Source organism: Yinghuangia sp. YIM S09857, from assembly GCF_051388915.1.
Lineage (GTDB): Bacteria > Actinomycetota > Actinomycetes > Streptomycetales > Streptomycetaceae > Yinghuangia.
This window is the reverse complement of sequence record NZ_JBPKBH010000010.1, coordinates 242,497-254,786: the sequence shown is the minus strand read 5'-3', so window position 1 is coordinate 254,786 and position 12,290 is coordinate 242,497. Positions and strand designations below refer to the sequence as shown.

Genomic DNA, 12,290 nt, shown 5'->3' with positions numbered 1-12,290 from the left:
CGGGGCCCCCCGGTTCGGGAGCGGTGGTGCCAGGGGCTGTACGGGGCGCTCAGCGCCGCTTACAGGGGGTCAGGCGCGCGGGGACGAGCCCACCGGAGAGGCGCCGGCGGGGGTGCCCGCGGACGGCGGGGCCGAGGGGGCTCCACCGTCGCGGCGGCCGAGCGGGAGGAGCGCCGCACCGGCGATCACGATGAGGCCGATGCCCGGGATCATCAGGTACCACGGCACCTGGCTGACCGGCGTGTCCGCGTTCGGGATGCTGTCGGCGTCCTTGAAGCTCTCGATGTTGGCGCCGATGTCCTCGACCATGCCGTCGAAGCGGCCCAGGATGCGCGGCAGTTGCACGAGGCCCTTGCCGAGGTCCTGGTACTGCGACGCGAGGCCCGCGGTGTACTGCTCCGGGGACTGCCCGGCGGTCTGCGCCAGGAACGGGATGACCTCGGTCTGCATCTGCGTGGCCATGCCCTCCAGCACGTCCAGGTCGGTGCGCGCCCGCTCGTAGCCCTGGTCCGTGAACGTCGGGCGGAAGGCGTCGAACATCTTCTCCGCGGACTGCGTCTTGCCGATCTGGTCGGTGACCAGCGTGCCGACCACGATCAGCGCGCCCATCGCGACGGCGACGCCGAGCGCGATCGTCGGGACCACCGAGCGGCCGGGGCGGCGGAACGAGAAGAAGAGGCCCGCGGCACCCACCACCGTGAGGATGACGCCGGGAACCAGGAACAGGTAGGTCACCGCCGTGTTCGGCAGGTGCGAGGTGGGAATCTCGTCGGCCTCACGGAAATTCGCGCCCTGCTGCTCCATCACCAATACGAGGTGGTCGAAGCGCGGCATGATCTCGTCGACCTGCTCCAGCCCCGTGCCGACCTTGTCGAAGCGCGCGCCGAGGAACGCCTTCGTCTGGTCGGGGTTCATGCCGATGCGCGCGCCGAGCGCCGGCAGGGTCTCGCCCTGCAACTGCTTCAGCATGAGCTGCATCGTGACCAGGTCCTCGCGGCTGATCTTGAGCCCCTCCTTGGACATCGCGTCGCGGAAGGTGTCCTGGACGTTGTCGACGCCCTGGGTCTTCTTGGGCATGCCGTCAGCCAAGGGGAAGACGATCAAGCCGATCCCCAGCAGAAGCACCAGTGCCAACGCCACACGGCGGAACGTACGCACAGCCGATCTCCCTTCACCCACCGGGGCCGAGCGGACCGGGCCGGGGTCGCCGACCGGATCCGGCACTCCGCGTGAGTGCTGTTTCTCCGGATTGTCACTCGCCTGTCGATCTTGTCAGCCGCGGCGCACGCGGTCACCTACCGACGAGTAATGTCACGAGATCGAGATCTTGGCACGCCGATGCGGCGCACGTCACGGCCTGTTTGACCGTGTCAATCGATGGGGGCGGCAGCTACGGTGCCAAAGTGGACTTGGAACTGACGAAGGACCAGAAGACGGTCCGGGACGCCTTCGCGAGGTTCTTCGCGGACCGCTGTCCCACAGCGGTCGTACGGGACGCCGAACCCCTGGGGCACGCCCCCGCACTGTGGGCCCGGCTGCGCGAGACGGGTGCGCCGGGCATGGGCGTACCGGAGAAGCTGGGCGGCGGCGGGGCGACCGCGGTCGACCTCGTCTTGCTGATGGGCGAGGCCGGCAAGGCGCTCGCGCCGGTGCCGCTCGCGGAGCACATCGCGGCCACGCGCACGTTGGCGCGTACCGCCGCGGGAGCCGGTGCCGGGTGGTTCGCGGAGGCCGTCGAAGGCGACCTCGTCGCGGTGCCCGCGCTGCACCCCGCGGTCGACGGCGTGGCGCGGCTGGTGCCCGGCGGGGCCGTCGCGGACGCGGTCGTGGGCCTCGACGGCGACGACCTGGTGGCGGTGCGCTCGGACGCCCCGATGACCGCTCCCCCGAACCACGCGTGCGCCCCGCTCGCGGACCGGCCGCTGCGCGGCGACGCGGTCGCCGAGCGCATCGTGCTGGCGAGCGGCGCCGAGGCGCACGCCCTGCACGCGCGCATGCGCACCGACTGGCAGCTCTGCATCGCCGCCGCGCTCGGCGGCCTGGCGACGCGGGCCCTGGAGGTGGGCATCGCGTACACCCTCGAACGCCGCCAGTTCGACCGTCCCATCGCCGCCTTCCAGGCCGTGCAGCAGGGGCTCGCGGACCTGGTCGCGCCGTTGGACGGCGTGGGCCTGCTCACCGCGCGTGCGGCGTGGACCGACGACGAGGGCGACGCGGAAGAGGCGGCGCGCCTGACGTCCATGGCGTTCCTGGCGGCGACGGATGTGGCGCGGAACACGACGTACCGCGCCCTGCACTACCACGGCGGTTATGGCGTGACGCTCGAATACGACATCCAACTGCACTACCGGCGGGCGCGCGGCTGGCCGCTCGTGCTCGGGGACCCCGACGAGGAGTATCTGGCACTGGCGGACCGGCTGTTCGGACCGGTCGGCGACGGGGCGGGCACGGAGGAGACGCACTGATGGACTTCGCACCCAAGCCGTCCGTCGAGGAGTTCCGCGCCTCGATCCGCCGCTTCATCGCCGACCACCTCACCCCCGAGATGGTCGAACGCGCCCACCGCACCGGCACCTTCCACGACTGGGAGTTCCACCGCGCCCTTGCCGCCACCGGCATCATCGCCGAGGGTATGGCCGGCGCTGGCCGGGAGACCGGGCGCGATCCGCTCGAACTCTACGTGCTGTTCGACGAGATGGGCCTGGCCGGAGCCCCCTTCTACGGGCTCGCCAACGCCATGCTGGTGGCCGGGATCATCGAGCAGATCGGCAGCGAGTTCCACATCAGCGAGGTGCTGCCGCGCTTCCACAGCGGCGAGGCCATCGCGGCGCTCGGCTACTCCGAGCCCGGTTCCGGCTCCGACGTGGCCGCGGCGGCGACGCGCGCCGAGATCGTCCCCGGCCACCCCGGCGACGAACCCGTGTGGCTGGTCAACGGGCAGAAGATGTTCACCACGCTCGTGCACGAGTCCGGTTACGTCATCCTGCTCACACGCACCGACCCGGACCTCGCCAAGCACCGCGGCCTCACGATGTTCCTGCTGCCGATGGACCTGCCGGGCATCGACTTCCAGGCCGTCGAGACGATGGGCGGCGACCGCACCAACATCACCTACTTCACCGACGTGCACGTCCCCGACCGCTGGCGGCTCGGCGAGGTGAACGGCGGCTGGGACGTCATGAAGGTCGCACTCGCCTACGAGCGCGGCGTGTTCGGCAACATGAACCAGGGCGTCACGCTGCTGCGCCGCTTCGCCGCCTGGGCTCGCACCGCCGAACGCTCCGACGGCACCCGGCTGATCGACGATCCCGGAGTACGGCGGCGCCTCGCGCGCATCGCGGTCGACAACGAGATCACCGCGCTGCTCGCGGTACGCCCGGCGCTGCTCGCCAGCCAGGGCAGGCTGCCGACCACCGAGGGCTCGGTCGCGAAGCTGTTCGCGAGCGAGGCGTACAACCGTGCCGCGGAGGCCTGTCAGGAAATGGCGGGCACGGTCGGGCTGCTCTCGCCCACGCACGGGGCGGGCGAGGACTGGGGGTTCGTGGACCTCGCGGCCCGCGACGCGCCGGTGACCACCATTTACGGCGGCACGAGCGAGATCCAGCGCAACAACATCGCCGAGCACCGGCTCGGGCTGCCCAGAGCCCGCTGAATTCGGACGGATGTGCCGTTCCTCCCCGCGCGTGACGCCGGGCACATCCGTCCCGGGCGGTGTCGCGGCGTGTGCGTGCCGTGACACCGCCGGGAGTTCGTGCGGATACCGCGCGGGCGCCGTACCGGCCACGCGCACCGGTGAGCGGAGCTACCGGCCCGTACGACGGACCGTCAACAGCCGTTGACCTGGCGTCGGCCGATGGCGCGGCGAAACGGCCGCCCGACTTCTGGCAGACTGCGTGCCCGTCCGGTGGGGCGGACATCTCGGCCTGGGGCTGACCACCGTTCCCACAAGGAGGCCCGTGTGGGCAACGGCGTGCGGCGCCGCCGCCCGGGCCGAGTGAGGGAGTGCGATGCGGCCGCTGCACAAGGACGATCCGCGGCAGATCGGCGGCCACCGGCTGGTGGCCGTGCTCGGGGAAGGCGCCACCGCCCAGGTCTTCCTGGCCGCGACCCCCGAAGGCCACCCGATCGTACTGAAGGCCGTACGCCCCATACCCGCGCGGGACCCGGCGTTCCGCACGCGCTTCGCGCACGACGTCGCATCGGCCGAGCGCGTCGCGTCCCCCTACACCGTGCCGGTCCTCGACGCCTGTACGGACGGGCCGGTGCTGTGGCTCGCCACCGCCTACACCCCGGGGCCGGGCGTCGGCGAGGCCGTCGCGAAGTACGGCCCGCTGCCGCCGCGTTCGGTCCGCACCCTCGCCTCCGGGCTCGCCTCCGCGCTTGAGGCACTGCACGGCGTCGGCCTCGTGCACGGACGTCTCGGCCCCACCCAGGTGTCGCTCGCCCCGGACGGACCGCGACTGGTCGACCTCGGGGTCGCCCGCAGCCCCGACGGACCCTCTGTCGCTGATGCCGGGGTCGTCATCGGCACCGTGCTGCCCTCACCCGGCTTCCGCGCACCGGAACAGCTCGACGGCCGCCTGGTCGGCGCCCCGGCCGACGTGTTCTCGCTCGGCTGCGTCATCGTGCACGCGGCCACCGGCAACGGGCCGTTCGGCGCCGACACTTCACCCGGGGTGACCGAGCGGGTGTTGTACGGGATCCCGGAGCTGCGCGTACTCCCGTCCTGGCTGCGCGAGTTGGCGGCGGCGTGCCTGGCCAAGGAGCCGGCGGACCGGCCGACCCCGGCCCAGGTGCACGCGGCAACCGCGAGCGAACTCGACGGCCCTGGTTGGCTGCCGCACGACATCGCGGCGGAGGTGGCGCAGCGCGCGGCCACGGTGTGGGCGCACTCCGGCGCGGCGACGCCGGGGACGGGGGCGACGACGGTGCCGCGTACGGCTCCCGCCGCCCCGGTCCGGACGCCCGAGCCGGCGGGGGCCGGCGTCGTGCCGCCGCAGCAGGCCGGACGGCCGGTCGCGAGGCCGCCGTTCCGGGACGCTCCTGTGCAGCCTGTTCCCGTGGGCATGGCCCATGGGGCGGCGGGCGCCCGAACTGCCGGAAGTGTTGCGGTGGATGGGGACGTGGCGGCGGACGGTTCCGCGTCGCACGGGTCGAATCGGGATCTTCCGCCCGTACCCCAGCCGAAAATGCTCGGCGGCCCGGGTGCGGCGCGGCATGTCCAGAACACGCCCGGCGTCGCCGCGGCCCCGGCGGACAGCGGCACGCCTGCCGCCACTCCCGTCGGCGGGGGCGAGGCGCCCGGCACGCCCGAACCTCCCGCTGCGCAGCGGCGGTTCCCGGCGCCGGTGCCGCGCGGCCCCGGTGCCTCCACGCGCATCGGCGCCTCCCGCGGTCGCAGGACGACGCGGCAACAGCCCGCGCCCCAGCCGCGGAACGAGGCGGACGCGGTCGTCGGCGGCCCCGGCGCCGCGGTGGTCACGGGCGCGGCGCAGTCGGACGTGCCACCTCGGCCGGACGCGGTCCGGGAACAACCGAGCGAGACCGCGAACACCCCTTCTGCCAACCGTGTTTCCGATCCCGCCCCGGTCGAGTCGGACGTGGCGGCCGCCACGCCACAGCGGCAGGTCGGCGGGCCCGGCGCCGCGCCATTCGCCAGGAACACCGCGCCCGACGAGGCGCAGCCCTCGGCGTCCGAAGCTGCTGCTGAGCCCGAAGTGCCCGCCGGCGCGACGGCCACGGCCTCCGACACGAACGCGACCACGACGGCGAACCCGGGCACGGACGCACCGCCGCCCGTGGTGCGGCAACCGAACTCCCCGGAACCCGCCGCGACTTCCCGTCCATCGGCGGCTTCCGACCCACCCCCGCGGACCGGCCCCGTCATCACCGTCGAAACCATCGGGGACGGCGCGACCGACGAGGCCGTCGAAGGCGAGATCATCGAGGCTGAGATCGTCGAAGCCGAACTGGTGGACGACGACGAGCCGTTGCCACCCCGCGCCTCCGCCTCGGCGCCGCCCGGCGTCACCGACCTCCCGGGCAAGCCCGCCGGCGCCGTACGCCGCGACCGCAACGGACGGCACGACCGGCCGCAAGACCGACAGCATGACCGACCGCGCGAACGGCAGCGGGACGGACGGCGCGGCGAGCCGCACGACGTACCGCGCGAAGGCCCGCGCGGCCCCCGCCGCCCGTCCACCGACCGGCCTGACCGCCACGAACGCCCGGGCCGCCCCACCCGTCCCGGCGACGACCAGGACCGCGCACGCGGTCGCGGCCGCAAGGACGAACGGGGGCACGAACAGGGCCACGAACGCGATCACGACCGCAACCACGCCCGCCCCACTGCCCCGAACGGCTCGCGTCGGCCCCCGGCGGACGACGCCTCACGCCCCGACGCCTCCGGCCCGAACCACACCCCAAAGGCCGCCAAGTCCCCGACCACGGCGTCCACGAACCCCGAAGCCGCCCAGCAGCGTTCGGCCGCGCACGCCGAGCGGCGCCGCTTCCTCGCCTGGGTCGCCGGAGGTGCCGCCGTGCTCGCCGGGGCGGCGACCGGCGCGGTGCTGTTGGGCGACGGCGGAGGCGGCAAGAAGCCGGTACGCACCATGCCCGTCGCCGCCCCGCCCGCCGCGGCCCCGGTCGCGCCGCCGCCCGCGGCCCTGCGTGTGTGGTTCCGGCAGGGTTCGCTGACGGCCGATCAGCTCCCGCAACTGGACGAGGCGTTGCGCGGTGCCGATGGACGCCTGCGACTCGCTGCGGAGCTGAAGGAGCCGACCGGTTACGCACAGGTCCTGGTCACCCACCTCGCCGCCGGCCCCTCCGTGGCGCCCGACGTGTTCGAGGTCGACATACTGTCGCTGGCGAACCATCTGGCGGCCGGCCGCATCGCCGATCTGACGCCGTACCAGGACCGCTTCGACACCGACTCCTGGCTCCCGGCGATACGGGGCGCGGTCAAGGTCGGCGACAAGTCGGTGGCGCTGCCGCTCACCGCCTCCGCACCCGTGGTCCTGTACCACCAAGGGCTGTTCGCCGAGGCCGGGGTCGCCGTCCCGCGCACCCGCGAGGAATGGGTGGACGGCCTTGGGGAGTTGCGCACGCACTTCGCGGGCAACCCCGCGTTCCGCCCGCTGTGGTTGCCGGGCCGTTCGTGGCACGTGCTCGCCTCGATGATGTGGGGATCGGGGGGCGCGCTGGCGCTGCGCGAAGGGGACTCCTGGCGCGGTGCGTTCGACCTCCCGGGGTCGATCGACGGAGTGCGGTTCTTCCGCCAGATGCAGCAATACGCCCCGGAGGCCCAGGACTTGGCCGAGGACGGCGCCCGGGTCGGTGAGCTGTTCGCGCGCAAGCAGACGGCGTCCGCAATCGGCGCGGCCTCGCTGCACCCGGCGGCGCTCAAGGCGGACGCGGGACTCGCGCAGCAGCTCAACGCGTTCCCGATGCCGGGTCGCACCGCCGACGCCCCCGGGTCGGTGGGTGTGCAGGGGACCGCTCTCGTGGTGTCGTCGACGTGCCGCGACGTCCCGGCGGCGGTGGAGCTGCTGGCGCTGCTCGCCACCGACCCGTGGCGGACCCGGGTGGCCCAGGCTGCGGGCTGCCTGTCCCCGCGCGAGGTGCCCGAGCAGGCGGTCACCGGGCCCAACCCGATGCTGCGGGCCGGGGCCGCGGCGGCGCGGGCGTCGGGGCACGCGTACCCGGCAGCGCCCGGGTGGTCCGAACGTCCCGTGGTGGAGTTCGGGCGGGCGGTGCTGGCCGGTACGGACGCGATGGCGGCGGCGGCGAGTGCGAACCAGGCGGTGGCGGCGGAGTTCGGCCGGACGACGGGCTGATCCGCGCCGCACCGCCGTTCGGGCGGCGGCGCGGAGCGGTTCGTGGGATTGACCGGGTCCCGGTGGTAGACCTTGTTGCACCGACAGAACACCGACGGAACACCTACGGAACACCGACAGGACTCCGGCAAGGACTCCGGGCAAAACACCGACAGAAGGGGCGCAAAGAATGCCGCTCACCGGCGAGTACGAGCCGAGCCCGACCAAGTGGGTGCGCAACCAGGTGGAGCTGTACGAAAGCTCCGGCGGCACCAAGGGGACGACCATGCGGGGCATGCCGGTCGTCGTGCTGACCACGCGCGGCGCCAAGAGCGGCAAGCTGCGCAAGAGCCCGGTCATGCGCGTCGAGCACAACGGCACGTACGCGGCCGTGGCCTCGCTGGGCGGCGCGCCGAAGCACCCGCTCTGGTACCACAACGTGGTCGCCGACCCCCAGGTCGAGTTGCAGGACGGCACCGAGCGCCGCGACATGACGGCGCGCGAGGTCACCGGGGACGAGAAGGCGGTGTGGTGGGAGCGCGCGGTCGCCGCGTACCCCGACTACGCCGACTACCAGAAGAAGACCGACCGGCAGATCCCGGTCTTCGTCCTCGAACCGAACGACGCGGCCTGACGCCCGGGGGCGCGCCGCGGCCACCCGGTGCCGCCCGCGCCCCACCGGCCCCGCAGGCAACTGCTCCACGTTACGCCGCGCTTGTCCCCCGCGATCCACTTCGCCCGAACCCGGGCCTCCCGCACCCCCGCGCGCCCTACGTTCGTGGGGCTCCGTCCTCGTGACCGGCGCCCGGCGACGCGCATCAGCCCGCCCCCGGACGGTCACGCTCCGAGTCCATGAGGGTGCGTTCCGCCATGCTCAGGTTGTCCGGGTGCGACATATGAACAGCAATGAGACGCAGGCGTGGTCCGCCGACGTCCCGCGCGACGCCCGGCTCGTCCAGGAGACCCTGGCCGCCGTGGCGCCGGCGGCCGAGGACCTGGTGTCGCACTTCTACGCGCTGCTGTTCGTCGACCGGCCCGACCTGCGCGCGATGTTCCCGCCGATGATGGACGCGCAACGGGACCGCCTCCTCGCCGCCCTGCTGCGCCTCGCCACCGGCGCCCATGCGCCGGCCGCGCAGCGCGAGTTCCTGCGCCAGCTGGGCCGCGACCACCGCAAATACGGTGTGCTCCCCGAGCACTACGCGGCCGTCGGCTCGGCGCTGATCGGCGCGCTCGCCCGCTACTGCGGCGATCGCTGGAGCGCCGCGGCACGCGACGCATGGATGGCGCTGTACGGCTGGGCGGCGGGCATCATGATCGACGCCGCCGAGGAGGACGCCGCCGTGTCCCCGCCATGGTGGGACGCGCGCATCGTGGCGCACGAGCACCGCGCGCCGGACATCGCCGTCATCACCGTGGCCCCCGACCGACCCCTCCCCTACCGCCCCGGCCAGCACGTCACCGTCGAGACGCCCTGGTGGCCGCGCGTGTGGCGGCACTACTCGATAGCCAACGCCCCGCGCGCGGACGGCCTGCTCGAACTGCACGTGCGCGCGCTCCCGGCCGGGTGGGTCAGCCAGGCCCTCGTGCACCATGCGCGCGTCGGCGACCACATACGCCTCGGGCCCGCGCGCGGCGCGCTGGTCATGCGCGGCGAGTCGCTGCGCCGCGCCCTGTGCATCGCGGGCGGCACCGGGTTGGCACCGATCAAGGCGCTGGTGGAGCACATGGCGCAGCGTCAGCTCGCGCATCAGGCGTATGTCTTCATCGGCGCGCGGCACAGTTCGGAGCTGTACGACGTGCGCTCGCTCGCGCTCATGTCGGAGATGTACTCGTGGCTGCACGTCGTGCCGACGGTGTCGGAGGAACTCTCGTTCGACGGCGCCCGCGGCACGCTGCCGGACATCGTCGCCCGCTACGGCAACTGGCACGACCACGACGTGTTCATCAGCGGCTCGTCAGCCATGGTGCGCGCGACGACCAGCAGGTTGACGCTGGACCTCGGGGTCGCCCCGGGACGCCTGCTGACCGAGAGCCTGGACACCGTCTCGCGGGGGGAGCGCATGCTGGGCCCGGGTTAGGGGCGGGCGTACCGTGTACTCGGCACCGGCACGAAAGGCAGGCGAGGACATGGTCGGCAAACCACCGGTCGGAGACGTCGACGACAGCGGCATGACGGTGGGGTCCCCGAAGCGGTACGCGGCGGGCGTGCCCGCGGTCCTGGCCACCCTGAAGCACGCCGGGCGCGAGATGGGCGTGCGCCGCAGCGCGCTGACCCTGCTCAAGGTGAACCAGAAGGACGGCTTCGACTGCCCGGGCTGCGCGTGGCCCGAGGGCGAGCACCGCAGCCCGATCGGGGAGTACTGCGAGAACGGCGCCAAGGCCGTCGCCGAGGAGGCGACGCTGCGGCGCGTCACGCCGGAGTTCTTCGCGGCGCACTCGGTCGCGTCGCTGGCCGGGCGCACCGACTACTGGCTGGGGCAGCAGGGGCGGCTCACACACCCGATGTACCTGGCCGACGGGGCCTCGCACTACGCGCCCGTGGGGTGGGACGAGGCGTTCGGCATCATCGCCGAGGAACTCGCCGCGCTGGACTCGCCGGACGAGGCGGCCTTCTACACGTCCGGGCGGACGAGCAACGAGGCGGCGTTCGCCTACCAGTTGTTCGTACGGGCGTTCGGCACCAACAACCTGCCCGACTGCTCGAACATGTGCCACGAGTCGAGCGGTTCGGCGCTGGGCGAGACGATCGGCGTCGGCAAGGGCAGCGTCTCGTTGGAGGACCTGCACAACGCGGACCTGATCCTGGTCGTGGGCCAGAACCCGGGCACCAACCACCCGCGCATGCTGTCGGCGCTGGAGAAGGCCAAACGCGCGGGTGCGCACATCGTCGCCGTGAACCCGCTGCCCGAGGCGGGGCTGATGCGGTTCAAGAACCCGCAGCGGCCGAACGGCATCGCGGGCCACGGGACGCCGCTGGCCGACGAGTTCGCGCAGATCCGGGTCAACGGCGACCTCGCGCTGTTCCGGGCGCTGAACCGGCTGCTCCTGGAGGCGGAGGACGCCGCGCCGGGCGACGTCCTCGACCACGGGTTCATCGACCGGCACTGCGCCGGGTTCGACGAGTTCGCGGCGGACGTACGCGCCACCGACTGGGACGACGTGCTGGCCGCGACGGGTCTGCCGCGCGCGCAGATCGAACGCATCCACGAACGCGTCCTGAAGTCCCGGCGCGTGATCGTGTGCTGGGCCATGGGTCTGACGCAGCACCGCAATTCGGTGCCGACCATCCGCGAGGTCGTCAACTTCCTTCTGCTGCGCGGCAATATCGGACGGCCGGGTGCGGGGGTGTGCCCGGTGCGCGGGCACAGCAACGTGCAGGGCGACCGGACCATGGGCATCTACGAGAAGCCGCCGGCCGCCTTCCTGGACGCGCTGGAGGCCGAGTTCGGCTTCGCGCCGCCGCGCGAGCACGGACACGACGTGGTGGACACCATCCGGGCGATGCGCGACGGCCGCGTCAAGGTCTTCATGGCGGTGGGCGGCAACTTCGTGTCGGCGACGCCCGACACCGCCGCGACCGAGGCGGCGCTGCGCGGCACGGCGCTGACCGTCCAGGTGTCGACGAAGCTGAACCGCTCGCACGCGGTGCCGGGGAGGCGGGCGCTGATCCTGCCGTGCCTGGGCCGCACCGAGGCCGATGTGCAGGCGGGCGGCGAGCAGTTCGTGACGGTCGAGGACTCCATGAGCGCGGTGCACGCGTCGACGGGGCGGCTCGCCCCGGCGTCCCGCGAACTGCGCTCCGAGGTCGCGATCGTGTGCGGGCTGGCCGAACGGGTGCTCGGCGACCGGGTGGCGGTGCCGTGGCGGGAGTTCCGCGACGACTACGACCTGATCCGGGACCGCATCGAGCGGGTGGTGCCGGGGTTCGCTGACTTCAACCGGCGGGTGCGCGTGCCGGGCGGCTTCGTCCTGCCACACGGGCCGCGCGACGAGCGACGGTTCCCGACCGCGACGGGCAGGGCGAACTTCACGGTGAACGCGCTGGAGGTGCTGCGGGTGCCGCCGGGGCGGCTGCTCCTCCAGACCGTGCGGTCGCACGACCAGTACAACACCACGATCTACGGCCTCGACGACCGCTACCGGGGCATCAAGGCAGGGCGCCGCGTGGTGTTCGTGCACCCCGCGGACCTGGCCGAACTGGGCGTCGCGGACGAGGAGTCGGTCGACCTGGTCAGCGAGTGGCAGGACGGCGTGGAGCGGCGCGCCCCCGGGTTCCGGGTGGTGGCGTACCCGACCGCGCGCGGGTGCGCGGCGGCGTACTTCCCGGAGACGAACGTCCTGGTGCCGCTGGACAGTACAGCCGAGGTGAGCAACACGCCGACGTCGAAGTCGGTCATCGTACGGATGGAGCCGCGCGGGGACTGAACCGGCCGGTGGCGGCGGGCGCGCCCGACATGTGAGCGTCGGGCGGGC

General features: G+C 73.3%; 7 protein-coding genes. 6 read left to right on the top strand and 1 reads right to left on the bottom strand.

Translation table 11 applies throughout. The annotated features are described in order from the left end of the window. Nucleotides 1-69: 69 nt before the first annotated feature. Nucleotides 70-1,140: a hypothetical protein gene (locus tag ACRX5S_RS22850; RefSeq protein ID WP_436774903.1), complete on the bottom strand. Its 1,071-nt coding sequence runs from the start codon at nucleotides 1,138-1,140 to the stop codon at nucleotides 70-72. Between the two features lie 263 nt (nucleotides 1,141-1,403). On the opposite strand from ACRX5S_RS22850, the gene ACRX5S_RS22845 reads away from it, so the two are divergent. From ACRX5S_RS22845 to ACRX5S_RS22820, 6 genes are all read left to right on the top strand, one after another. Continuing rightward, nucleotides 1,404-2,465 carry an acyl-CoA dehydrogenase family protein gene (locus ACRX5S_RS22845; RefSeq protein WP_436774902.1) on the top strand — a complete coding sequence of 354 codons (1,062 nt, stop codon included), beginning with the start codon at nucleotides 1,404-1,406 and terminating at the stop codon, nucleotides 2,463-2,465. Further along, the gene (locus tag ACRX5S_RS22840) at nucleotides 2,465-3,652 is read left to right on the top strand and encodes an acyl-CoA dehydrogenase family protein (RefSeq protein WP_436774901.1); all 1,188 of its coding nucleotides are present in this window, start codon (nucleotides 2,465-2,467) and stop codon (nucleotides 3,650-3,652) included. The genes ACRX5S_RS22845 and ACRX5S_RS22840 overlap by 1 nt, the downstream gene beginning before the upstream one ends. Nucleotides 3,653-4,007: 355 nt before the next feature. Further along, the gene (locus tag ACRX5S_RS22835) at nucleotides 4,008-7,835 is read left to right on the top strand and encodes a protein kinase domain-containing protein (RefSeq protein ID WP_436774900.1); all 3,828 of its coding nucleotides are present in this window, start codon (nucleotides 4,008-4,010) and stop codon (nucleotides 7,833-7,835) included. A 169-nt stretch (nucleotides 7,836-8,004) separates the two neighbouring features. Then, complete coding sequence (locus tag ACRX5S_RS22830) at nucleotides 8,005-8,448, top strand: nitroreductase family deazaflavin-dependent oxidoreductase (protein WP_436774899.1); 444 nt, start codon at nucleotides 8,005-8,007, stop codon at nucleotides 8,446-8,448. Nucleotides 8,449-8,710: 262 nt separating this feature from the next. After that, nucleotides 8,711-9,895 (top strand): globin domain-containing protein, encoded by a 1,185-nt coding sequence (locus tag ACRX5S_RS22825; RefSeq protein WP_436774898.1) that lies wholly within the window; start codon nucleotides 8,711-8,713, stop codon nucleotides 9,893-9,895. Nucleotides 9,896-9,944: 49 nt separating this feature from the next. Beyond that, nucleotides 9,945-12,242 carry an FdhF/YdeP family oxidoreductase gene (locus ACRX5S_RS22820; RefSeq protein ID WP_436774897.1) on the top strand — a complete coding sequence of 766 codons (2,298 nt, stop codon included), beginning with the start codon at nucleotides 9,945-9,947 and terminating at the stop codon, nucleotides 12,240-12,242. Nucleotides 12,243-12,290: the final 48 nt, after the last annotated feature.

Bases quoted from the DNA above. Each gene is read 5' to 3' on its own strand.
- ACRX5S_RS22840 (WP_436774901.1), top strand. From the start codon at position 2,465: ATGGACTTCGCACCCAAGCCGTCCGTCGAGGAGTTCCGCGCCTCGATC.
- ACRX5S_RS22835 (WP_436774900.1), top strand. From the start codon at position 4,008: ATGCGGCCGCTGCACAAGGACGATCCGCGGCAGATCGGCGGCCACCGG.
- ACRX5S_RS22830 (WP_436774899.1), top strand. From the start codon at position 8,005: ATGCCGCTCACCGGCGAGTACGAGCCGAGCCCGACCAAGTGGGTGCGC.
- ACRX5S_RS22825 (WP_436774898.1), top strand. From the start codon at position 8,711: ATGAACAGCAATGAGACGCAGGCGTGGTCCGCCGACGTCCCGCGCGAC.
- ACRX5S_RS22820 (WP_436774897.1), top strand. From the start codon at position 9,945: ATGGTCGGCAAACCACCGGTCGGAGACGTCGACGACAGCGGCATGACG.